This window comes from Mediterraneibacter massiliensis, from assembly GCF_001487105.1.
GTDB classification, from domain to species: domain Bacteria; phylum Bacillota; class Clostridia; order Lachnospirales; family Lachnospiraceae; genus Mediterraneibacter; species Mediterraneibacter massiliensis.
Window position 1 is genome coordinate 807262 of the sequence record NZ_LN913001.1, and the last position, 22747, is coordinate 830008.

22 protein-coding genes are annotated in these 22747 nt (G+C 45.1%); 19 read left to right on the forward strand and 3 right to left on the reverse strand.

Annotated elements, in window-relative coordinates; all coding sequences use genetic code 11:
• The first annotated feature begins 22 nt into the window (after positions 1-22).
• The 9 genes from BN3282_RS08060 (at position 23) to BN3282_RS08100 (ending at position 7890) form a co-directional block, all read left to right on the forward strand.
• Positions 23-961 carry an ABC transporter permease gene (locus BN3282_RS08060; protein ID WP_059068158.1) on the forward strand — a complete coding sequence of 313 codons (939 nt, stop codon included), beginning with the start codon at positions 23-25 and terminating at the stop codon, positions 959-961.
• A complete protein-coding gene (locus BN3282_RS08065; RefSeq protein ID WP_059068160.1) occupies positions 958-1776 on the forward strand; it encodes an ABC transporter permease in 819 nt (272 codons plus the stop codon). The genes BN3282_RS08060 and BN3282_RS08065 overlap by 4 nt, the downstream gene beginning before the upstream one ends.
• Positions 1776-2612, forward strand: coding sequence for an ABC transporter ATP-binding protein (locus tag BN3282_RS08070; protein ID WP_059068162.1), 837 nt, complete (start codon positions 1776-1778; stop codon positions 2610-2612). Before BN3282_RS08065 ends, BN3282_RS08070 begins: the two co-directional genes overlap by 1 nt.
• On the forward strand, positions 2602-3258 hold the full coding sequence (locus tag BN3282_RS08075; protein ID WP_059068164.1) for an ABC transporter ATP-binding protein: 657 nt from the start codon (positions 2602-2604) through the stop codon (positions 3256-3258). The genes BN3282_RS08070 and BN3282_RS08075 overlap by 11 nt, the downstream gene beginning before the upstream one ends.
• Entirely contained in the window at positions 3245-3979 is a 735-nt protein-coding gene (gene truA / locus BN3282_RS08080) for a tRNA pseudouridine(38-40) synthase TruA (protein ID WP_059068166.1), read from the forward strand. Before BN3282_RS08075 ends, truA begins: the two co-directional genes overlap by 14 nt.
• Positions 3980-4059: 80 nt before the next feature.
• Positions 4060-4839: an exodeoxyribonuclease III gene (locus BN3282_RS08085; RefSeq protein WP_059068168.1), complete on the forward strand. Its 780-nt coding sequence runs from the start codon at positions 4060-4062 to the stop codon at positions 4837-4839.
• Entirely contained in the window at positions 4826-5926 is a 1101-nt protein-coding gene (locus tag BN3282_RS08090) for a CobW family GTP-binding protein (RefSeq protein WP_059068169.1), read from the forward strand. Before BN3282_RS08085 ends, BN3282_RS08090 begins: the two co-directional genes overlap by 14 nt.
• A 22-nt stretch (positions 5927-5948) precedes the next feature.
• The gene (locus BN3282_RS08095) at positions 5949-6896 is read left to right on the forward strand and encodes a TIGR03943 family putative permease subunit (RefSeq protein ID WP_059068171.1); all 948 of its coding nucleotides are present in this window, start codon (positions 5949-5951) and stop codon (positions 6894-6896) included.
• A gap of 34 nt (positions 6897-6930) precedes the next feature.
• Positions 6931-7890, forward strand: coding sequence for a carbohydrate kinase family protein (locus BN3282_RS08100; protein WP_059068173.1), 960 nt, complete (start codon positions 6931-6933; stop codon positions 7888-7890).
• A 68-nt stretch (positions 7891-7958) separates the two neighbouring features.
• Here BN3282_RS08100 and BN3282_RS08105 read toward each other — a convergent pair whose 3' ends face one another.
• Complete coding sequence (locus tag BN3282_RS08105) at positions 7959-8441, reverse strand: GNAT family N-acetyltransferase (protein WP_059068176.1); 483 nt, start codon at positions 8439-8441, stop codon at positions 7959-7961.
• 184 nt (positions 8442-8625) lie between these two features.
• On the opposite strand from BN3282_RS08105, the gene BN3282_RS08110 reads away from it, so the two are divergent.
• Positions 8626-9858: a DUF6070 family protein gene (locus tag BN3282_RS08110; RefSeq protein WP_059068177.1), complete on the forward strand. Its 1233-nt coding sequence runs from the start codon at positions 8626-8628 to the stop codon at positions 9856-9858.
• 36 nt (positions 9859-9894) lie between these two features.
• Here BN3282_RS08110 and BN3282_RS08115 read toward each other — a convergent pair whose 3' ends face one another.
• The gene (locus BN3282_RS08115; RefSeq protein ID WP_059068179.1) at positions 9895-11655 is read right to left on the reverse strand and encodes a BlaR1 family beta-lactam sensor/signal transducer; all 1761 of its coding nucleotides are present in this window, start codon (positions 11653-11655) and stop codon (positions 9895-9897) included.
• A gap of 18 nt (positions 11656-11673) precedes the next feature.
• Positions 11674-12063 (reverse strand): BlaI/MecI/CopY family transcriptional regulator, encoded by a 390-nt coding sequence (locus tag BN3282_RS08120; RefSeq protein WP_059068180.1) that lies wholly within the window; start codon positions 12061-12063, stop codon positions 11674-11676.
• Between the two features lie 263 nt (positions 12064-12326).
• Between BN3282_RS08120 and pflB the strand changes: the two genes are divergently transcribed.
• The 9 genes from pflB to BN3282_RS08165 all read left to right on the forward strand — a co-directional run bounded on the left by pflB (position 12327) and on the right by BN3282_RS08165 (position 22747).
• Positions 12327-14579, forward strand: a complete 2253-nt coding sequence (pflB, locus tag BN3282_RS08125) for a formate C-acetyltransferase (RefSeq protein WP_059068182.1) — start codon at positions 12327-12329, stop codon at positions 14577-14579.
• A 2-nt stretch (positions 14580-14581) separates the two neighbouring features.
• A complete protein-coding gene (pflA, locus tag BN3282_RS08130; protein ID WP_059068184.1) occupies positions 14582-15313 on the forward strand; it encodes a pyruvate formate-lyase-activating protein in 732 nt (243 codons plus the stop codon).
• Positions 15314-15608: 295 nt separating this feature from the next.
• On the forward strand, positions 15609-16046 hold the full coding sequence (locus BN3282_RS08135; RefSeq protein WP_059068186.1) for a MarR family winged helix-turn-helix transcriptional regulator: 438 nt from the start codon (positions 15609-15611) through the stop codon (positions 16044-16046).
• Between the two features lie 22 nt (positions 16047-16068).
• Positions 16069-18309, forward strand: coding sequence for an ABC transporter ATP-binding protein (locus BN3282_RS08140; RefSeq protein WP_059068187.1), 2241 nt, complete (start codon positions 16069-16071; stop codon positions 18307-18309).
• Positions 18302-20134, forward strand: a complete 1833-nt coding sequence (locus BN3282_RS08145; protein WP_059068189.1) for an ABC transporter ATP-binding protein — start codon at positions 18302-18304, stop codon at positions 20132-20134. Before BN3282_RS08140 ends, BN3282_RS08145 begins: the two co-directional genes overlap by 8 nt.
• 156 nt (positions 20135-20290) lie before the next feature.
• Positions 20291-20794: a cyclic pyranopterin monophosphate synthase MoaC gene (gene moaC / locus BN3282_RS08150; RefSeq protein WP_059068191.1), complete on the forward strand. Its 504-nt coding sequence runs from the start codon at positions 20291-20293 to the stop codon at positions 20792-20794.
• Between the two features lie 16 nt (positions 20795-20810).
• Complete coding sequence (gene mog, locus BN3282_RS08155; RefSeq protein WP_059068193.1) at positions 20811-21314, forward strand: molybdopterin adenylyltransferase; 504 nt, start codon at positions 20811-20813, stop codon at positions 21312-21314.
• On the forward strand, positions 21262-22311 hold the full coding sequence (moaA, locus tag BN3282_RS08160; protein WP_242866621.1) for a GTP 3',8-cyclase MoaA: 1050 nt from the start codon (positions 21262-21264) through the stop codon (positions 22309-22311). The genes mog and moaA overlap by 53 nt, the downstream gene beginning before the upstream one ends.
• A gap of 1 nt (position 22312) precedes the next feature.
• A complete protein-coding gene (locus BN3282_RS08165; RefSeq protein ID WP_059068197.1) occupies positions 22313-22747 on the forward strand; it encodes an MOSC domain-containing protein in 435 nt (144 codons plus the stop codon).

The window sequence follows — 22747 nt, forward strand, 5'->3', positions numbered from 1 at the left end:
CAGGGTCCCATGGGAGGAAAGCATGAAATTTCTAATAAAAAAAATCACAGGTCTTATAATCGCATTATTAATTGTCAGCATTCTTGCTTTCCTGGCATTTGAGGTCATTCCGGGAGATCCGGCCCGGACTATCCTCGGGACAGAAGCGACCGAAGCAAAAGTAGAAGCGCTGCGTGATGAGATGGGGCTGAACCGGCCCCTGCCTGTCCGGTATGGAGAGTGGATCCAGAATTTTGTGGCAGGGGATATGGGCACATCCTATTCCTATCAGATTCCGGTAAAGGAGTTGATCGCAGATAAGATTCCGATCACAGCTGCCATGACGTTGATGAGCTTTATCGGTATCCTTCTATTATCTGTTCCGTTGGGGATACTATGTGTCCGTTTTGAAAACCGGATGGTGGACAAGATCTTTCTTGTACTGAATCAGATTATGATGTCAGTGCCTCCGTTTTTTATTGGTATGCTCCTGACAGTCGTATTTGGTCTATTTTTTCACATGTTTACCCCGGGAGAGTATATTTCTTATACCGAAGATATAGGTGGATTTTTGGGATATCTGGTGCTGCCTTCTCTGGCGATCGCGCTGCCCAAGGCAGCGATGACGATGAAGATGTTAAGAAGTTCTATGCTTTCCCAGATGGGGCAGGAGTATGTCCGTACGGCAAGAAGCCGGGGAAACAGTCCATGGAGGATCCTGCTTGTGCATGTATTTAAAAATGGGTTTCTGCCGGTTCTCACTTTTTTGGGAGTGATGATAGCGGATGTGATAGCGAACAGCATCGTGGTAGAGCAGGTATTTGGAATTCCAGGGCTTGGAAGGACGCTGATCACATCGATCGCAAAAAGAGACTATCCTGTAGTAGAGGCAGTCATCGTCTGGCTCGCTGTGGTGATCCTTGTGATCAATGTGGCGGTGGATCTGTTATATCGAAGATTAGATAAGAGGATCGAGATATGAGAAAAAGTAAGAAAGTACATTCCTTCTATTTTACGGCAGGTCTTGCCTTGACGATTTTTATGACGATCCTGATCATAGCAGGTTTTTTTTGGACGCCTTATGACCCGGAAGCAATGGCAGGTACACTAAAACTTAAAGGACCGTCCCTGCTCCATGTATTTGGTACAGATCAGTTTGGGAGAGATGTGTTGAGCAGAGTGCTGGCAGGAGCGGGCAATACCTTTGTGATCGCAGCGGGAACGATCGTGATCGGAGGAACGATCGGAAGCGTGCTCGGAGCGGTAACAGGATACTTTGGCGGCTGGCTGGACGAAGGGATCATGAGGATCAACGATGCGCTGGCGGCGTTCCCGAGTGTTCTTTTGGCATTGGTCATTGTAAGTATTTCGGGACCGGGTACGTATAAAGTTATGTTGGCGCTTGGGATCGCGTTTATCCCCAGTTTTGCCAGAGTTGTCCGGGGAGAATTTATGCGGTGCGCAAAAGAGGACTATGTGATCAGCGCAAAACTGATCGGCGTATCGGTACCCAGAATTTTATTTGTACACATTCTGCCGAATATTCTTCCTGCACTTTTGTCGGCACTGGCGATCGGTTTTAATAATGCGGTTCTGGCGGAAGCGGGGATGAGTTATCTGGGAATCGGTGTACAGCCTCCGGATGCCAGCCTGGGCAGGATGCTTTCAGAAGCCCAGACATATCTGGCAGGAGGTCCGTGGTGTGCTGTATTTCCCGGTGTCTTTCTTGTGCTTTTGATCCTTGGTGTGGGGATGCTGGGAGAAGGGATCCTGGATAGATTCGGAGGTGGAAGATAATGCTAAGAGTAGAAGATCTGTCCATCTGGTTTGAGGACAGGGGCACTCTGGAAAAAGTCGTAAAAGGAATCTCTTTTTCTATGGACAGTGGAGAGATCTTAGGCATCGTTGGAGAATCTGGCTCTGGGAAGACAATGACGGCGCTGACGATCGCAGGAATCTTGAAGAAAAATGCACGGATTGAGAGTGGAAAGATAGCATTTGAAGGAAAGGAGCTGCTTTCTCTGACAGGGAAGGAATTGCGAGACATACAGGGAAAAGAGATCAGCATGATCTTTCAGGAGCCAATGACGGCACTCAATCCGACGCTGCGCATTGGGCGTCAGGTGGAGGAAACACTTCTGCTGCATGAAAAGATGTCCCGGAAAGAAAGAAAAGAGAGGGCTTTTCAGGCTTTAAGAGATGTAGAATTAAAAGATATAGAGTCAGTCTATAAGAAATACCCTCATGAGTTGTCAGGAGGAATGCGCCAGAGAGTGATGATCGCCGCAGCCGTGATAGACAGGCCGAAACTTTTGATCGCAGACGAACCGACGACGGCGCTGGATGTGCATACCCAGGAAGGGATCTTAACATTATTGAAGAAACTGAATAAAAAATATAAGATGGGGATCTTGTTTATTTCGCATAATCTGCGGGTCGTAAAAGAACTGTGCAGCCGTGTGCTTGTAATGAAAGAGGGAGAGATCGTGGAAGAAGGTACGGCGGAAGCGATTTTTGCAGATCCAAAGACAGCTTATACAAGAGAACTGATCGAGGCGATCCCTTCAAGGACGAAGGGAAGCATGTACTACGATCTGTTGAAAGAAAAGGCTGGTGAAATGCATGAAGGATAAAGTGCTGGAGTTAAAACATGTAAATGCCTGGTATCGGGAAGGGCGGAGGAAAAAACAGATACTTGAGGATGTTTCTTTCACGCTCTATGAGGGCGAAATGGTTGGATTAGTGGGAGAAAGCGGGAGCGGAAAATCTACACTTTGCAAATGTGTGCTGGGACTTTTAAAAGAATATGAAGGAGAGATCATCCAGTATACAAAACATCCGCAGATGGTTTTTCAAGATCCTTACAAATCTCTGAATCCCAGGAAAAAGATCGGCTGGCTTTTGGAAGAACCGCTGAAGGCAGAAAAGAAATATACAAAAGAACAACGCCGGAAAAAGGCGGAAGAAATGCTGCGCCGGGTTCATCTTCCAGAAGATCTTTACGACCGGTATCCAAAAGAACTAAGCGGCGGACAGAGGCAGCGTGTCAGTATCGCACTGGCTCTTATTACAGGGACAAAGTTTATTCTTGCGGATGAACCACTTTCTGCGTTAGACGTAACGGTACAGGCACAGATCATACAGTTGTTAAAAGAACTGCAGGCAAAAGAACGGCTCTCGTATCTGTTTGTCTCACATGATCTGGACGTAGTCAGTATGCTTTGCAGCCGTGTATTGTTTTTAAAGGACGGGAATGTGACAGAATATGAGAACATATAAGTTGACAGTATCTTATGACGGCACCCGTTATCAGGGGTGGCAGAAGCAAAAGAATACAGACAAGACGATACAGGCAATAGTAGAAAACGCTCTTGGAAAAACGGCGGGATATCCTGTGGAGATATACGGTTCTGGGCGGACAGACGCCGGCGTACATGCGAAAGGACAGACTTTGTCCTGTAGTTTAAGAGGCAAGATTAGGGAAGAGACGTTTCAGGAAGTGATAAACAGTCTGCTTCCGGAGGATATTCGTGTCATACGTACGGAACTTGTGAAAAATGGTTTCCACGCACGTTACAGCGCTTCCGGCAAATGCTATGAGTACCATATAGATACACGGCAGAAACAAGATGTGTTTGAACGCCGGTACTCTTATCATTTTCCCTATAAGGTGGACAAAAAGAAAATGGAAGAAGCAGCGCGTATTCTTATAGGTACGCATGATTTTGCCGCATTTACGGATAAAAAGGAAGAAAAGTCCACAATAAGGTCAATTTATGATATAATGATAGCCGGACAAGACGGGAAAATACAGATCACGTATCGTGGGAATGGCTTTTTATATCATATGGTACGGATCCTGACCGGGACTTTGCTGGAAGTCGGAATGGGAAAGCTTACGACAGAAGAAATCGCCGGCGCGCTCGTGACAGGGGAGCGAAAAAAGGCAGGTTTTATGGCGCCGGCAAAAGGATTGTTTTTAAAAGAAGTATATTATTAGGCTATATTCCTTACAAAGAAAGTGTCTCAAAAGTTGTTTTTGAGACATTTTCCTTTCGGGAAGAGGATAAGGAGGCGGATATGAAACTTATTTCATGGAATGTAAATGGGATCCGGGCATGCGTGCAGAAAGGATTTCTGGACTTTTTCCAAGAGGCAGATGCAGATATTTTCTGCATACAGGAGACGAAAATGCAGGAAGGGCAGCTTGAGCTTGATCTAAAAGGATATCATCAATATTGGAATTACGCAGTGAAAAAAGGATATTCCGGAACCGCTGTGTTTACGAAGCAAGAACCGCTGGCGGTGACATATGGGATCGGGATCGAGGAACATGACCAGGAAGGTCGTGTGATCACATGCGAATTTGAAGAGTTTTACCTAGTGACGGTATACACGCCAAATTCGCAGAATGAGTTAAAACGGCTTGCCTACCGTATGCAGTGGGAAGAAGACTTCCAGGCATATTTAAAGCGTCTGGAAGAAAAGAAACCAGTCATTGTAACGGGTGATATGAATGTGGCGCATCAGGAGATCGATCTGAAGAATCCAAAGACAAACAGGAAAAACGCAGGTTTTACGGATGAAGAAAGACAGAAGTTTACGGAACTTTTAGAAGCAGGGTTTATCGATACGTTCCGCTATTTTTACCCGGAGAAAGAAGGCGTTTACTCCTGGTGGTCATACCGCTTCAGCGCACGCGCGAAAAACGCGGGATGGCGTATTGATTATTTCTGCGTATCAAAGTCGCTGGAAGATCATTTGGAAAATGCAAAAATTTTGACGGACGTGATGGGGTCAGATCATTGCCCGGTAGAATTGGATATAAAGGAAGGAGGCAGTCATCATGACAAAGATTGACATTATTTCCGGTTTCCTGGGAGCCGGAAAGACAACATTTATCAAAAAAATGCTGAAAGAGGCATTTGCAGGAGAGCAGGTCGTACTGATCGAAAATGAATTCGGAGAGATTGGGATTGACGGCGGTTTTTTAAAAGAGGCAGGCATTGAGATCCGGGAAATGAATTCAGGCTGTATCTGCTGTTCACTTGTAGGAGATTTTGGAAAATCTTTAAAAGAAGTGGTGGATACGTATCATCCGGAAAGAATCTTGATCGAGCCATCCGGTGTGGGGAAACTATCCGATGTGATCAAAGCAGTACAGGATGTGCAGGAGAGTATTGACGCAAAACTGAACAGTTTTACGACGGTAGTCGACGTGACAAAATGTAAAATTTACAGAAAAAATTTCGGGGAATTTTTCAGTAATCAGATCGCTTATGCAGGGACGATCATTTTAAGTCGTACAGATAAGGCAAAACCAGAAAAAATAGAAGAAAGTGTGGCGCTGCTGCGCGAGTTAAACGAAAAGGCGCCGATCATCACGACGCCGATTGATGAGCTTCCTGGAAGTAAACTGTTGGAAGTGATGGAGGCAGAAGGATCATTGGAAGAAGAGCTGCTTTCTGAAATGCCCTGCCCGGTATGCGGATGTCATCACCATCATGAGGGAGAAGAACACGAACATCACCATCATCACCATGAGGGAGAAGAACACGAACATCACCATCACCACCATGAGGGAGAAGAACACGAACATCACCATCATCACCATGAGGGAGAAGAACACGAACACCATCATCACGCACATGGACATCATCATGCAGATGAAATTTTTACCAGCTGGGGAAAAGAGACGATCCGTACGTATACACGAGAAGAAATCGAATATATACTAAAGGAACTGGAACAAGAGGAAAAATTTGGTACCGTGCTGCGTGCAAAAGGCATGGTGGCGGGAGAAGATGGAAACTGGATCTATTTCGATATGGTCCCGGAGGAACAGGAAGTCCGCAGCGGCGCGCCGGAATATACAGGAAGGATCTGCGTGATCGGATCCAAATTGCAAGAAGAAAAGCTGGAGAAGCTGTTCGGACTTGCAGAATAGCTGCGTGAGAGGAGAGAGCCAAATGACAGAACCAGAGACGTTAGTATATTTGATGACAGGTTTTTTGGACAGCGGGAAAACTCAGTTTTTAAAGTTTACCCTGCAGCAGGACTATTTCCAGATCGACGGAAAGACTCTTTTGATCCTCTGTGAAGAAGGAGAAGAAGAATATCCCGCAGGCGAAATGCTGAAATACGGAGTCGTTATCGAGCATGTGGAGGAACAAGAAGAACTGACAGAAGCGTGGCTTCAGAAAATGGAGGAAAAGCACCGGCCGCAGCGTGTGATCATAGAGTACAATGGAATGTGGAAAGTCAGTGATTTTGAGAAAATGACGCTGCCGGAAGGCTGGGTGATCGAACAGAAGATCACGACAGTGGATGCCAGCACTTTTCAGATGTATCTTACGAATTTAAAACCGTTGTTTGTCGAGATGGTAAGAGGTGCGGAGATGGTCTTGTTTAACCGTTGTGAAGATATAAAGCCGCTTGCCGGATACAGACGCAGCGTGAAGGTGGTAAGTCCCCAGGCAGAAGTGATCTTTGAGGGGGAAGAAGGAGAACTGGATCATATTTTTGAAGATGACGTTCCTTATGATTTGGACGCTCCGGTCATTGAGATACACAGAGAAGATTATGGGATCTGGTATGTGGATATGATGGAAAATCCAGAGCGGTATGATAAAAAAGTGATCGAATTCACAGCAAAAGTACTCAAACCACGTACTTTTCCATCTAAAGTATTCCTTCCGGGGCGCATGGCGATGACATGTTGTGCGGATGATACGACATTTTTGGGCTATGTGTGCAAGAGTGCCTATGCGCCGAAACTCAAACCGGGACAATGGGTGAAGATTCGGGCGAAAGTAGGTTTTGCCAATGTTTCTGTTTACCATGGGAAAGGACCGGTTTTGGAAGCAGAGAATATAGAAATAGCAGAGCCGATAGAGGAATTGGTGTATTTTAATTGATCAAATTGGATATGAGAAAGTGGAGGTTCACAAAATGGAAAAGAGATATGATGTGATTGCAATGGGGGAACTATTGATCGATTTTACGATGAACGGGCAAAGCGGGCAAGGAAACGCACTTTTTGAAGCCTGCCCGGGCGGAGCGCCCTGCAATGTGCTTGCGCTTCTGAATAAAATGGGTAAACAGACGGCTTTCATCGGGAAAGTGGGAAAAGACCAGTTTGGGAAGACGTTAAAAGATACATTGGATGAAGTGAAGATCGATACGTCGCATTTGTTGGAAGATGATCGTGTACATACGACGCTTGCGTTTGTACATACATTTCCAGATGGAGACAGAGAATTTTCTTTCTACAGAGATCCGGGGGCAGATATGATGCTGACAGAAGAGGAAATCGACGAAGACTTTTTGGAAGAAGCGAAGATTTTCCATTTTGGAACTCTTTCTATGACTCATGATGAGGTGCGCAAAGCAACAAAGAAAGCATTAAATATTGCGAAAAAGAGTGGGACGCTGATTTCTTTTGATCCGAATCTGAGGCCTCCTTTGTGGAGTTCTTTAGAACTGGCAAAAGAGCAGATGAAATATGGTTTTACCTTCTGCGATATATTGAAAATCTCAGATAATGAGATTCAGTTTGTATCCGGCAAAGAAGATTATGATGAAGGAATTGCCTGGCTGCAGGAAAATTATCAGATACCGCTGATTTTCCTTACTATGGGAAAGGATGGCAGTCGTGCGTATTATAAGGGAATGCGTATAGAGAAAAAGGGAGTACAGGTAAAAGCCATAGAGACGACAGGCGCTGGCGACACATTCTGTGGAAGCTGCCTTAATTATATTTTAGAGCATGACCTTTTCAATCTGACAGAAGACCAGATTGAAGAAATGCTGACATTTGCCAATGCCGCGGCAGCGCTTGTGACGACCAGAAAAGGCGCCATCAAGGCAATGCCCCGGAAGGAAGAAGTGTTGGAGCTGCTCAGAAAATAGAAGTGTATACTCATAAGGACGGAAAAAGACAAACCGCAGGCATGATGTCTGCGGTTTGTTTTTAGATTTCAGCATTTCTGGTAGGCAAGCCGTTTCGTTCCGTCATCTGTATAAATGATGCCGCAGTAGGTGAAACCGTTTTTCTCGAGCAGATGCTGCATGATCTGATTGTCTTTGTGGGTATCGATCTTCAGATTGCGGCATTTTTTAAATGCCCAGTCAAGGCAAAAGGAAGCGGCGCCTTTTACGGTCCCGTCGGAAGTGATACGGTGGACAACACCATAAGGAGCGGTATTTATCCATTTTCCGTTATATATGTTTTGATATGTATGGTCTTCTCCTTCATTGTAGTAAAAGACAGCAACGATACATTTGTCTGTTTCACAGACATAGCTGTGCTCTGTTTCGATATCCTTTTTGATAAGTTCTGGTTCCGGATATGTACTGCCCCATTGCGAGGGATTTCCATGTGTGGACATAAAATATCTTGCTTTTTCATACAGATTTTGGATAGACGATAGATCATCCATAGTAGATTTTCTGATTTTCATAATCGACAAAACTCCTTATAATTCGATAAAAAATACATAGCATGCGATAAAAATGCGCTATGAGATAGAATGTGTTCTTTACGTGTATTGTAAAGCAGGCGGCAGGGAAAAGGCAAGGGAAAAAAGGACGTTGACATCTAAAAACTACAAGTGTAAGATTTAAGAAAACGGACAAGGAGGAAATATGAAAGCAGGAATACATAAGATTTTGTTCATAGCAGTGCTGTGCTTACTTCTGTCTACAGGCTGTGGTTCGGAAGAGGAACATGCCAAAAACATAGAAACCGGCGAGACAGAAACGAGGGAAGAAAAGGATAGTCAGGAGGGGCTTCTTAGGGAAACCGAACAATTGGCAGAAAACTATAGGACCGTATATGAGAAAGCGAAGGAAGAGAATTCCTTGGACAGCAAGAATACTATAGAAGAGATTATAACGATTTTAGGAGAGGAGGGATATTGTGCAGTAGATTCGGAAAATCAGATAAATATGACACATGCAGAGGAAGCGCAGTTGTTTTGTGAAAAGGCGTCAGACGAAGAAAAAGCAGAAATTTTGCTTTTCATTGTGACAGATCAGGGTGGGTTCGTGCGGTATGATCTGCACTGTATGGAAGGAAACATGACAGTACAAAGAAGCAGCCTCACCTGGGACAAAGGGGGAAATCCGCATGCCGAAGCAGTGGATTCCTATGTGGCAGAGGAGTGGAAGTATACAGAAAAAGGATATTTGTTTTTAGAGTTAGAACGCCCCTCAGGGTTCGACGGGCCCAGCGGACATACAGCTATACGGATCAAGCCGTTAGCGGAGGAGTTAAGACGGTGGAATGAACAGTATATTCTTCCGATAGGGTACAAAAGCAACAATTTGTTTACGACGAATTGGAGCGCGGAATCCTATGGAGAACTTTGCTTTTATGATGTATATGAGCCTTTTTATAAAATGAAAATGGGGGAGGCAAAACAATTCGACGCAGAAGTAGGAACGAAAGAATATGCGATACCCGAACAGGAATTTGAGTCTGTGATACAGACATTTTTGCCAGTGGATACAGAAGTACTGCGAATGGAACAGGGATATGACGCAGAGATAGGCTGTTATCTATACCGGCAGAGAGGCCTGCATGATCTAGGTGAAAACCCAGATACTCCGTATCCGGAGGTGGTGGGCGGTACAGAGAATGGAGATGGTACTGTGACCCTGACAGTAGACGCAGTATGGAAAAAGAAAAATACTGACAAGGCGTTTACCCACCAGGTAAAAATACGCCCGGCGGAAGAAAGAAAAGAAGATATGCCACAAGGCTCCTTTGTCTATCTTTCTAATGAACTCCTGCCCTTTGAAGGCAGCCAAATTCCTGCTTACATTCCCAGACTAACGGATGAAGAATGGCAGAAATACTATGGAGAAAATAAATAAAGATAAGACGGCGGGATAGATTTAGAAGCAAAAGGGTCATAGAAGGGAAAGTTTCTGTAAGACGGAGAAGGCGATTTCAGAGGCGGTTTTGCCCGAAGCATCGTCTTTTCCCTCTATATGTACGGAGAAGAAGTAGGGCTCTCCTTCCTTTTCAAGGATACCGATGAACCATCCATTTTGTTCTTTGCCATTGATCTTTCCTGTACCGGTTTTCCCATATACGGCATAATCTTCATCTGCAGACAGGTGGAGAGAGTTTAACACGGTGTCTATGTCTTTTTCGTGGAAATTCCAGGTATTATAATAGAGATTTCTAAGGAGGACAGTCTGCTCCACCGGGGAGATCTGCAGGGAAGATTCCAGCCAGTAATCCTCTATGGCGCCGGATATATTTTGGTTTCCATATTGGATCTGCTGGAAATAACTGCGCAGGGCCGATTTTCCTATTTCTTTATCCAAATATTGGAAATACCAGTTGACAGATGCAGACATGGCGCTGTTGAGCGTCTGATCCCGATTCCAAGAAGCAAAGGGATAGGCGGTTTTATCCCAGGGGACTATAGACGAATCAGGAGATATGACACAGGAGTCCAGGGCAAAAAGCGCACTGTATATTTTATAAGTGGAGTCGGGGGAAGTCCGCTTTAAGGCGTCTTCTGTATTATAGATGCTCCAGTTTTTTCCGGTGGAATCGGACAGAACAAAACTGCCTTCATACCTGCCGAAGGCGTCTGCCATCTCTAGGGTATGAATGTCTCCCTGTGGAAGAGGAACAGACGAGGGCAGCTGTGCAGAAGCGGAAAAGCAGGGACTCACAGACAGGCAGAAAAGAACGGTGCAAAGGCAGATCATATAGCCGAGCAGGCGTTTTTGCCATGGTGGGGCCGCATAAGAGGAAATATGCAGTATTCGGCTTTTGAGCTCCTTTTTGGTATGTGCAGAGCTAAAGGCGAGAGGGGCAGAGCATGAGGCTGCAGAAAGCTGAAGAAGGAGTTTGCCGTACAGTATATACTCTGCCTCCTTGAGATGTTTGAGAACGAAAGCATCACAGGCAAGTTCACGATCCAGCTGGATCCTTTTGGCGGCGTATAGGATGAAAGGATTGAACCAGTACAGTGGCTTTAGGATAAGCAGCAAAAAATTGCAGATACCGTCTTTGTGGAGACAGTGCTGAAGTTCATGCATGAAGATGTATTTCAGGCTGTCTTTTTCTATATAGGACAAGAGAGGGGACGGAAGATAAATCTTTTGCATACATACTCCTGCTGTAAAAGGCGAACCGTTGAAATCTAAGGCTAAAAGAGGAATATCCCGTTTAATACCGAGCTCTCTTTTGACACTGTCGTAGGTATGGAGAATAAACGTGTCTTTGACTGCAATAGCGTCGGTTCGCCACTTTTTAAACCGTAGACATGTAAGAAGTGTAAGTATACTGTGAAGAAAAACGCCTGCTGTCCAACAAATAAAAAGAGCCGATAAAATACTGTCAGGACAGCGGCTGACAGACAGGCTGAGATCTTGCAGAGCTTCTGGGAGAAGGGTGGCAGAAGGCGTTGCGGGGCCTACAGGAAAAGAAGCGGAAGTAAGCAGGCTGGAAAAAGATTTTAGGGTATATGTAAAAATACCGGTGGGAAGAAAAGGAACGATCAACAAGACAAGATAGGGGATCCAGAGTGCATATTGGATCGGCGTGGAGATACGATGTTTAAACAGATATTTTATGAAAAATAAAACAAGGGTCAATACTGCCAATATAAGATTGGATTTCAGAAACGAAAGTGTAAACGCGGCAATCATCCTCGAGCCTCCTTGGACCTAAGCTTTTTTTTGTGATTTTTCGGTCAGAAGATTTTGCAGTTCCGCCAGATCTTCTGGAGAGAGTTCTCCATTATGAACAAAGGCTGAAACCATGGAGGAAAAACTGCCGTCATAGTATTTATCCAGAAAAGAACGGCTTTCCTGACGGATATAGTCTGTTTCAGCTACCAAAGGGGTATATACAAAAACACGGCTGCGCTTTTCATAAGAAAGCGCTCCTTTTTGGAGGAGACGTTTTAACAAAGTCTGGACAGTGTTATAACTCCAGTGTGTGGAAGGACGCAGATATTCTGTGATCTCAACCGTACTGACAGGAGCATATTTCCATACGATTTTCATTACTTTGAATTCAGCTTCTGAAATCTGGGGCAGCGCTTTTCGGGGCATGATATACCTTCTTTCGGTTCATATGAATTCTTACAAGTGTAGTATAAAACAGAGAAAAGAAGAATGCAACGAAAAGCCTTTCCCTATGGTCGGTAAAATTACCGTTTTGCGGAAGAAATGGAAATGCACATGTATAAAATTAGATACAAGGCGTTTGTTGAGAAGAATTATCAAAACAGATATTGTCTTTTGTTTAACATGATGTTATACTAGGCGACGTAGACGAAAGATATGACAGATTTATTTAAGGAGGATTTAGTAGAATGACACAGTTTGAACAGTGGACTGGTTTTCATGGAAAACTCTGGAAAGAGGAGGTAAATATACGAGACTTTATCCAGAATAATTATACACAGTATGAGGGCGACGAATCTTTCCTGGCGGCTCCTACAGAAGCGACAAATAAACTCTGGGGTGAGCTGCAGAAACTGCAGAAAGAAGAAAGAGCCAAGGGCGGCGTTCTGGATATGGAGACAGAAGTGGTATCCGGTCTGACAGCATATGGTCCGGGATATATCAAGGAAGATATGAAAGACTTAGAACAGATCGTAGGTCTTCAGACAGATAAACCTCTTAAGAGGGCTTTTATGCCGTACGGCGGGATCAAGATGGCAGAACAGGCTTGTACGACATATGGATATACGCCGAGTAAAGAGCTGCACGAAATCTTTACAAAATATCATAAAACACATAACCAGGGTGTCTTTGACATTTATACACCGGAGATGAAGAAAGCCCGTCATAACAAAATCATTACCGGACTTCCGGACACATACGGAAGAGGACGTATTGTCGGCGATTACCGCCGTGTTGCTCTGTACGGGATCGACTATCTGATCCAGCAGAAAGAAGCGGATTTTGTAGAGTCAGAAAGACATGGTATGAAAGGGACAGATTTCCGCCTTCGTGAAGAGATTGCCGATCAGATACGTGCGCTCAAAGGAATGAAAGAGATGGCGGCAGTCTATGGATATGATATTTCTCAGCCGGCGAAAAACGCAAAAGAAGCGGTGCAGTGGCTGTATTTCGGTTATCTGGCTGCGATCAAGACGCAGAATGGCGCGGCAATGAGCGTGGGACGTATTTCTACTTTCCTGGATATTTATATCCAGAGAGATATGGAAAAAGGAATCTTGACAGAGGCAGAGGCACAAGAACTGATCGATCATATCGTGATGAAATTCAGAATGGTAAAATTCGCGAGGATCCCATCCTATAATGAACTGTTTTCCGGAGACCCGGTATGGGCTACTTTGGAAATGGCAGGGATCGGAATGGACGGTCGTCACATGGTGACTAAGAATGACTATCGCTTCCTGCACACGTTAGAAAATATGGGACCTTCTCCGGAACCGAACCTGACAGTTTTATATTCTTCGCATCTCCCGGAAAACTTTAAGAAATATGCGGCTTATATTTCTGTTAAGACAAGTTCTATCCAGTATGAAAATGATGATGTGATGCGTCCGGTATGGGGAGACGATTATTCCATCTGCTGCTGTGTATCCGCGACACAGACAGGAAAAGAGATCCAGTTCTTCGGGGCGCGCGCAAATCTTGCCAAGTGCCTTTTGTACGCAATCAACGGCGGCATAGATGTAAAGACAAGAGAGCAGGTAGGACCGGCTTACAGACCGATCACTTCTGAATATCTGGATTACGACGAGGTGATGGAACGTTATGACGAGATGATGGACTGGCTGTCTAAACTGTATGTAGATACATTGAATATGATTCACTACATGCACGATAAATATTATTATGAAGCAGCGGAAATGGCATTGATCGATACAGATGTAAGAAGGACGTTCGCGACCGGTATCGCAGGTTTCTCACATGTAGTAGATTCCTTGAGCGCTGTCAAATACGCAAAAGTAAAAGTTATCCGCGATGAGACAGGAATGGCGGTGGACTTCGAGACAGAAGGCGATTTCCCAAGATATGGAAATGATGATGACCGTGCAGACGATATTGCAGTATGGCTGCTCCGTACGTTCATGAGCAAACTGAAAAAATGCCATACGTACAGAAATTCTGAGCCTACGACATCTATCCTGACGATCACATCCAATGTCGTATACGGAAAAGCGACCGGTTCTCTTCCGGATGGAAGAAAAGCAGGCGAACCTCTTGCGCCGGGAGCCAATCCATCTTACGGAGCAGAAAAGAACGGGCTGCTGGCTTCTTTAAATTCTGTGGCAAAACTGCCATATGAACAGGCACTGGACGGGATTTCTAATACGCAGACGATCAGTCCGGGAGCTTTGGGGCATGATGATGAAGAACGCAAGAACAATTTGGTTCATGTGCTGGATGGATATTTTGATCAAGGTGCGCATCATCTCAATGTGAACGTATTCGGAACAGAGAAATTGATCGATGCAATGGAACATCCAGAGAAAGAAGAGTATGCGAACTTTACGATCCGTGTATCTGGATATGCTGTGAAATTCATCGACTTGACACGTGAACAGCAGATGGATGTGATTTCCAGAACCTGCCACGACAGAATGTAAATATGCGGCAGGGATATATACATTCGTTGGAAAGTTTTGGCTCGGTGGATGGTCCGGGCGTCCGTTTTGTTATCTTCTTTTCAGGGTGCACTATGCGCTGCCGGTTCTGCCATAATGCAGATACGTGGAATATGAAAAATGGGAAACTTTATACGGCAGACGAACTTTTGAAAACTGCCCTGAGGTATCGTGCTTACTGGGGAAAAGAAGGGGGGATCACTGTCAGCGGGGGAGAGCCTCTCCTGCAGATAGAGTTCCTGACAGAAGTATTTCAGAAGGCAAAAGCAGAAGGAGTGCATACGACTTTGGATACAAGCGGCAATCCCTTCACAAGGGAAGAACCGTTTTTTGGAAAGTTCCAAGCATTAATGAAAGTAACAGATTTGGTCCTTTTGGATCTAAAGCATATAGAGGATGCACAGCACAAAAAACTGACAGGCTGCACGAACCAGAATATCCTGGATATGGCATCCTATCTGTCAGAGTTGGGGAAACCGGTCTGGATACGTCATGTACTTGTTCCCGGATACAGTGATCGGGACGAATATCTGAAACGGTTGTCGGCATTTATTGACACACTTCACAATGTGCAAAAAGTAGAAGTACTTCCTTATCATACATTAGGGGCTTTTAAGTGGAAAGAACTTGGGATGGAATATCCCCTGGAAGGCGTAGAACCACCGACAAAAGAACGCATTGAAAATGCAAATAAAATATTAAAGATACAGGGATAGAAAATTCCCACAGTGTCAGCTTGATCCTGCTTACGCATGATTTTATTATCGGCAGTCACTGAATGAAAAGAAACAGCTCATATCATGTTTATATGTAATGACATGGTATGAGCTGTTTCTTTTCCTACTGTCTGTCGCTTTACCAGAATTCAAATTAATTAGATATTTAATTAAAATTTGTATAAAATATTGAAAAAAATGTGAATTATATATTAAAAACTTGACTTTATTGTGCAGTAATACTAATATAAAGATTAGTTATCTAATTAATTTAAAGAGCTGGGAGGTGGCTTGATTGAAGTGTGATATGAGTCATATACCAACGATCGGACTGATCGGCATATTGAGGCATAGGTGTGAGCAGAGGGCGAAGGAAATGTTCGGGAAATATGATCTGAATAAGACCCATGCGAATATTTTATTTTCCCTGCATCAGAGTCAGCCTCTTTCTCAGAAGGAACTGGCAGAACGCTTGAATGTTACGCCTCCGTCTATTACTTCTGCGATACAGAAAATGGAAAAAGCAGGATACATCAGCAGAAAAGCAGATGAAAAGGATCAGCGGATTATGCGTCTGGAACTGGCGCAAAGAGGCAGAGACTGCATCGAGAATGTCAAGAAGGTAGCACAGCAGCTGGACGAAATGATGTTTCAGGGAATGAGTACGGAGGAAAAATTACTGATGAGGAGAATGCTGCTCCAGGTATGTGAGAATTTGGCAGAGGAGAGATAAGACAGAAAGGAACATGTAAATTATGAAAAATTTGTTTAAGTACGCAGGTACATATTGGAAAGCTATGCTTGCAGTCATAGCGGTACTGATCCTTCAGGCATATTGTGATCTGTCGCTTCCTGCGTATACTTCTGATATCGTCAATATCGGAATACAGCAGGGCGGGATAGAAGATAAAGTACCTACGGCAATCGGGACGAACGATATGGAGAAGGTACTTTTGTTTGTTCCGGAAGAAGCGCAAAAGGAAGTTGTAGATTCTTATAAAATAGATGCAGGCTCCTATGATACGGAGGCATATGTCCTGAAAGATTCTGTGAAGAAGGATGAAAAGAAAATGCAAACACTTTCAGACAAAATGTCGCTTCCGATGATGATGGTGACCGGCATTTCTTCTGACAGCAGTATGACAGCTGACATGGAAGCAAAGATGGCAGCACAGCTCCCACAGGATCTTCTGACGGAAGATACGGATCTGTTTACGATCCTGCAAATGCTGCCTGCAGAGCAGAGAGAAGAATTTGTAAGACAAGCTAGGGAACAGATTGAGGAAATGCCGGATACGATCTTAGAACAGGCGGCGATCAGTTTTTCCAAGACAGCCTATAAACATCTGGGGATGGATATGGATGCTTTGCAGCTGCATTATCTGCTCACTACAGGCGGGAAAATGGTCGCGCTCGCCTTTCTGGGAATGGCGGCAAGTGTCTTAGTGGGATTTTTGGCGTCCCGTGTGGGAGCTTCTACCGGGCGAGATCTAAGAAGCAGAGTCTTTAAAAAAGTAGTTGGATTTTCAAATAATGAGTTTGACCATTTTTCTACCGCTTCTTTGATCACCCGGAGTACAAACGATATACAGCAGATCCAGCTGCTGATCGTCATGCTGCTGCGTGTCGTGCTATATGCGCCTATCCTTGCGATAGGAGGCATCTATCAAGTGTTCCAGACAAATGTATCTATGTCCTGGATCATCGGACTGGCTGTCCTGCTGATCGCAGTTGTGATACTTGTATTATTTACTGTGGCAATGCCAAAATTTAAAATGCTGCAAAATCTTGTAGATAAGCTGAATCTTGTGACACGGGAAATTCTTACGGGACTTCCGGTCATCCGGGCATTCAGCACACAGAAGCATGAGGAAAAAAGATTTGATGCGGCAAATAGAGATCTGACAAAGACAAATTTATTCGTAAATCGCGCGATGACTTTCATGATGCCGGTGATGATGCTGATCATGAACGGGATCTCGGTATTGATCACCTGGTCGGGCGCCCATGGGATTAACGAAGGGCAGATGCAGGTAGGAGATATGATGGCATTTATCCAGTATACGATGCAGATTATCATGGGATTTTTGATGCTTTGTATGCTTTCGATCATGCTGCCGCGGGCGGCAGTTGCGGCAGACCGTGTAGAGGAAATACTTACAAGTAAGACGATCATACGGGATCCGAAGAAACCGGCCGCCTTTTCCGGGGAGAAAAAGGGCATATTGGAATTCGATCATGTGTCATTTTGTTATCCGGGAGCGGATGAAGAAGTACTGCATGACATTACTTTTACTGCGAGACCAGGAGAGACGACAGCGATCATTGGGAGTACCGGAAGTGGAAAATCTACGCTGGTGAATCTGATCCCTCGTTTTTATGACGTGACAGAAGGGGCGATCCGTTTAGATGGAGAGGATATCCGGGACGTAAAACAGCATGATCTGCGTGAACGTCTGGGATATGTGCCACAGAAGGGGATATTGTTTTCGGGCGATATAGCCTCGAATATTCTGTTTGGTAATTCGGACGGAAGTGAAGAAGAGATGAAAGAGGCTGCACAGATCGCACAGGCAGCAGAGTTTATAGACGAGAAGCCAGACAGATATGAAAGTCTGATCTCTCAAGGGGGCACAAATGTATCCGGAGGCCAAAAACAAAGGCTTTCTATAGCGAGGGCGGTCGCCAAACATCCGGAAGTGTTTATTTTTGATGACAGCTTTTCGGCGCTGGACTACAAAACAGATGTTGCGCTGCGGAAGGCGCTTAGAGAAAAAACAGCGCAAAGTACAGTGCTCATCGTCGCACAGCGTATCAGTACGATTTTAAACGCAGAGCAGATACTCGTGCTGGATGAAGGCAAAATGGCGGGGATAGGAACGCATGCAGAATTGCTGAAAAATTGCGAAGTCTACCAGCAGATCGCCGCTTCCCAGCTCTCAGAAGAGGAATTGAAAGCAGGCAAGGAAGGAAAGGAGGCTGAAAACCATGGGTAGAAGAATGGGACATGGTGGAATGGGCGGCGGTATGCAGGGAGAAAAGCCGAAAGATTTCAAAGGTACGCTGAAAAAATTACTCATATATATGAGCGCATATAGACTGCAGCTGCTGTTTGTTATTATTTTCGCCGTTTGCGGGACTATATTTAACATAGCGGGACCGAAGATACTGGGTAAGGCGACGACGGAGATATTCAACGGACTTGTCAGCAAAGTATCCGGCGGAAGCGGAATGGACTTTGGGAAGATCGGACAGATTCTTTTCATGACATTAGGGCTGTATGTCATCAGTGCCTTGTGTACGTTTATCCAGGGTATGATCATGACCGGGATTTCGCAGAAAACGACCTACCGACTGCGAAAAGAGATCTCGGAGAAGATCAGCCGTATGCCAATGGATTATTTTGATACAAAACCGGTCGGGGAGATCCTTTCTCGTGTGACCAATGATGTGGATACATTGGGGCAGAGCTTAAACCAGAGTGCGACGCAGCTTATCACTTCTGTGACTACGATCATCGGCGTACTTGCTATGATGTTGTCGATCAGCCCTTTGATGACGGTGATGGCGCTTTTGATACTCCCAATCTCGGCGGGACTATTATCTTTTGTTATGAAACATTCCCAGAGGTATTTCCGTGATCAGCAGGAATATCTCGGAAATGTAAACGGACAAGTAGAAGAGATCTACAGTGGACATAACATTATCAAGGCGTTTAATAAGGAAGAAGACGTGATACGTGCCTTTAATGAGACGAATGGAAAATTGTATAACGCGGCATGGCGTTCGCAGTTCTTTTCCGGAATGATGATGCCGATCATGCAGTTTATTGGGAATCTCGGCTATGTCGGTGTGGCGATCTTGGGCGGCTATCTGGCGATCAAAAGAACCATTGAAGTCGGAGATATCCAGTCTTTTATCCAGTACGTAAGGAACTTTACACAGCCTATCCAGCAGATCGCGCAGGTATCCAATATGCTGCAGATGACAACGGCAGCCTCCGAGCGAGTGTTTGCATTTTTAGACGAGAAGGAAGAAGAACAGACGGCAGAAGATCCGGTGCGCGTAGAAGGGCTCAGAGGTAATGTTACATTTGAACATGTACGCTTTGGATATAATCCGGATAAGACGATTATCCATGACTTCTCCGCAGAGATAAAAGAGGGACAGAAGATAGCGATCGTAGGACCAACCGGAGCCGGGAAGACGACAATGATCAAGCTTTTGATGAGATTTTACGATGTCAGCAGTGGAGCCGTCAAAATCGATGGACATGATATCCGGGATTTTAACAGAAATGAACTGCGGGAAATGTTTGGCATGGTCCTGCAGGATACGTGGCTGTTTCACGGAACGATCCGGGATAATATCCGGTACGGCAGATTAGATGCGTCAGAAGAAGAAATTGTCAATGCGGCGAAAGCAGCACATGTACATCGGTTTGTACAGACTCTGCCGGGTGGATATGATATGGAGCTGAATGAGGAGGCAAGCAACGTATCACAGGGGCAGAAGCAGCTGCTGACAATCGCTAGGGCGATACTTGCAGATCCGAAGATCCTGATCCTGGACGAAGCGACGAGCTCTGTTGACACCAGGACAGAAGTGCTGATCCAGAAAGCAATGGATAATCTGATGAAAGGCAGGACCAGTTTTGTCATCGCGCACAGATTGTCTACGATCCGGGATGCAGATCTGATCCTTGTCATGAAAGACGGAGATATTGTAGAGCAGGGGACGCATGATGCGCTGATCGCCCAGAAAGGCTTCTACGCAGAACTGTATAATTCTCAGTTTGAAAAGCCCACAGAAGCAGCATAAGAAGCGATACATCTGCTTCCCAAGGGCGCCGGCAGAAACTAAATAAGCGGAGGAAGGTTTACTTTGCAAAAGGTTTCCTCTATAATAGATAGCGTCAGTAGATACTGGCGTTATCTTTATTCTTATTTAAAATCAGATTGCAGGAAGGGTGGAAAAATGGGGCTGACACATTTTGATGAAAACGGGCGTGCAGTCATGGTGGATGTGACAGAAAAGGACGTGACGAAAAGAGAGGCGCAGGCGCAGGGGAAAATTTCTGTGAGCCGGGAAGTATTTACAGCGATCCAGGCAGGGACGATAGGAAAAGGCGATGTGCTTTCCGTTGCGGCGACGGCAGGCATCATGGGAGCAAAAAAAACGGCAGAACTGATTCCCATGTGCCATATCCTCCCTCTTACAAAATGTAAGATACAGTTTGAGATGGAGCAGGAAGAATGTGCCGTATACTGCACCTGTACGGTAAAAGTAGACGGTAAGACAGGCGTGGAGATGGAGGCTTTGACAGGAGTAAGCGTTGCTTTGCTCACGATTTATGATATGTGCAAAGCTTTGGATAAGACAATGGAGATTGGGGAGATCTATCTGGTGAGAAAGTCCGGCGGGAAGAGCGGAGAAATCTTGAACAAACAGAAAGACAGGAGGCAATTAGATATTTTATAGGAAGGAACGTTAAAGAATGGAAAAGAAATGGAAAGCGGCGGTTATCACGTTGAGTGACAAAAGCTACGCAGGAGAAAGAGAAGATAAAAGCGGACCGTTGATCAAAGAGATGTTAGAGACCGAGGACTATGAAGTGACGGAGCAGATCCTGCTTCCGGATGAACAGGAAGAAATAGAGAAGTGTCTATGTAAACTATGTGACGAAAAAAGAGCGGATTTAGTTTTGACGACAGGCGGTACGGGTTTTTCTATGAGAGACCGGACGCCGGAGGCTACTTTGGCGGTGGGGGAAAGACAGGTTCCGGGTATCGCGGAGGCAATGCGCGCCGCGTCGCTTCAGATTACGCCGCGGGCGATGTTGAGCCGGGGCGTATCTGTCATACGAAAGAGGACATTGATCGTCAATCTTCCGGGAAGCCCCAAGGCAGTAAGAGAAAATCTTGCCTGTATTCTGCCTGCCTTAGGACATGGGCTGGGGATTTTGTCCGGCAGTGAAGGAGAATGTGGAAATCATGTTTAAAGACAGTTATGGCAGACAGATCACATATATGCGTATTTCTGTCACGGATCGCTGTAATCTGCGCTGTATATATTGTATGCCGGCGGACGGGATCAGGCAGACGACGCACAAGGAAATACTGACCTTTGATGAAATCGTCCGTATCGCGCGGATCGGAGCTGGAAAAGGGATCAGCAGGATTAAGATCACCGGAGGTGAACCACTTGTTAGAAAAAACATTGCTGCACTCATCAGGATGTTGAAAGCAGTGCCGGGGATAGAGCAAGTGACGCTGACGACAAACGGCGGACTTCTGAACGAACAGATCGACAGTTTGGTAAAAAGCGGACTAGACGCGGTGAATATAAGTCTGGATACAGTGGATGAGACAGTCTATAAAAGGATCACACGCTGCGGAGATTTGGCGCCGGTCCTTAAGGGGATAAAAAAGGCTTGTTCGTATCCGGAACTGACGGTGAAGCTGAATTGTGTGCCGCTTGAGGAAATGCAGGACGCACAGATTTTGTCTCTGGTACGGTTTGCGTCCCAGACAGGTGTGTGCGTGCGTTTTATTGAAATGATGCCGGTGGGACTTGGCAAATGCTGCGGCGGAAGGAGTCAGGTGGAACTGCGGAAGCTTTTGGAGAGAGAATATGGGGAAGCTGAACGAGAAGAAGGCAGTTTCGGCAATGGTCCTGCCGTATACTATCGGTTCGAGAAACTGAAGGAAAAGGTAGGGTTTATCAGCGCTGTGTCACATCAGTTTTGTGACAGCTGCAACCGGGTGAGAATGACTGCTCAGGGGTATCTGAAGACCTGTCTGCAGTACAGTACAGGCATAGATCTGAAAAGCCTGTTGAGAAGCGGCGCCTCCGACAGTGAAATAGAGAAGGCATTTTTAAAAGCAATCGCAGAAAAGCCGCTTTGTCATCAGTTTGCAGACACAGAAAATACGGAAGAAAATATACAAGGACAAGAAATGATAGAACAAAAAGGAATGTCTGAAATCGGAGGATGATATGGGACGTATAATAGCAGTCTGTGTAAGTACAGAAAAAGGAACACAGAAAAAGAACATAAAAAAGGGAAAATTTATCGCGGATCATGGGATAGAAGGAGATGCCCATGCTGGAAAATGGCATCGGCAGGTAAGCCTTCTTGCATATGAGAAAATAGAAGCATTTAAGGAAAAAGGAGCGGAGATCTCAGAAGGAGCCTTTGGGGAAAATTTGATCGTTCAGGGGATCGACCTTAGAAATCTTCCGGTGGGAACATATCTGTCCTGTAATGATGTATTATTGGAAGTTACGCAAATCGGAAAGAAATGTCATCATGGCTGTGAGATCTATCAGAAAATGGGCGACTGTATCATGCCAAGGGAAGGCATTTTTGCGAAGGTGATAAGCGGCGGCGTGATACAGGCAGGAGACGAGATTCATATTAAGAAAAGGTGA

Excerpts from the sequence above, each read along its gene's own strand:
- BN3282_RS08090 (WP_059068169.1), top strand. The coding sequence starts at position 4,826 with ATGACAAAGATTGACATTATTTCCGGTTTCCTGGGAGCCGGAAAGACA.
- BN3282_RS08060 (WP_059068158.1), top strand. The coding sequence starts at position 23 with ATGAAATTTCTAATAAAAAAAATCACAGGTCTTATAATCGCATTATTA.
- BN3282_RS08120 (WP_059068180.1), bottom strand. The coding sequence starts at position 12,063 with ATGCCCCGAAAAGCGCTGCCCCAGATTTCAGAAGCTGAATTCAAAGTA.
- BN3282_RS08085 (WP_059068168.1), top strand. The coding sequence starts at position 4,060 with ATGAAACTTATTTCATGGAATGTAAATGGGATCCGGGCATGCGTGCAG.
- pflB (WP_059068182.1), top strand. The coding sequence starts at position 12,327 with ATGACACAGTTTGAACAGTGGACTGGTTTTCATGGAAAACTCTGGAAA.
- BN3282_RS08115 (WP_059068179.1), bottom strand. The coding sequence starts at position 11,655 with ATGATTGCCGCGTTTACACTTTCGTTTCTGAAATCCAATCTTATATTG.
- BN3282_RS08075 (WP_059068164.1), top strand. The coding sequence starts at position 2,602 with ATGAAGGATAAAGTGCTGGAGTTAAAACATGTAAATGCCTGGTATCGG.
- BN3282_RS08105 (WP_059068176.1), bottom strand. The coding sequence starts at position 8,441 with ATGAAAATCAGAAAATCTACTATGGATGATCTATCGTCTATCCAAAAT.
- moaC (WP_059068191.1), top strand. The coding sequence starts at position 20,291 with ATGGGGCTGACACATTTTGATGAAAACGGGCGTGCAGTCATGGTGGAT.
- moaA (WP_242866621.1), top strand. The coding sequence starts at position 21,262 with ATGGGCTGGGGATTTTGTCCGGCAGTGAAGGAGAATGTGGAAATCATG.
- BN3282_RS08145 (WP_059068189.1), top strand. The coding sequence starts at position 18,302 with ATGGGTAGAAGAATGGGACATGGTGGAATGGGCGGCGGTATGCAGGGA.
- BN3282_RS08065 (WP_059068160.1), top strand. The coding sequence starts at position 958 with ATGAGAAAAAGTAAGAAAGTACATTCCTTCTATTTTACGGCAGGTCTT.
- BN3282_RS08110 (WP_059068177.1), top strand. The coding sequence starts at position 8,626 with ATGAAAGCAGGAATACATAAGATTTTGTTCATAGCAGTGCTGTGCTTA.
- BN3282_RS08140 (WP_059068187.1), top strand. The coding sequence starts at position 16,069 with ATGAAAAATTTGTTTAAGTACGCAGGTACATATTGGAAAGCTATGCTT.
- pflA (WP_059068184.1), top strand. The coding sequence starts at position 14,582 with ATGCGGCAGGGATATATACATTCGTTGGAAAGTTTTGGCTCGGTGGAT.
- BN3282_RS08095 (WP_059068171.1), top strand. The coding sequence starts at position 5,949 with ATGACAGAACCAGAGACGTTAGTATATTTGATGACAGGTTTTTTGGAC.
- BN3282_RS08165 (WP_059068197.1), top strand. The coding sequence starts at position 22,313 with ATGGGACGTATAATAGCAGTCTGTGTAAGTACAGAAAAAGGAACACAG.
- truA (WP_059068166.1), top strand. The coding sequence starts at position 3,245 with ATGAGAACATATAAGTTGACAGTATCTTATGACGGCACCCGTTATCAG.
- mog (WP_059068193.1), top strand. The coding sequence starts at position 20,811 with ATGGAAAAGAAATGGAAAGCGGCGGTTATCACGTTGAGTGACAAAAGC.
- BN3282_RS08070 (WP_059068162.1), top strand. The coding sequence starts at position 1,776 with ATGCTAAGAGTAGAAGATCTGTCCATCTGGTTTGAGGACAGGGGCACT.
- BN3282_RS08100 (WP_059068173.1), top strand. The coding sequence starts at position 6,931 with ATGGAAAAGAGATATGATGTGATTGCAATGGGGGAACTATTGATCGAT.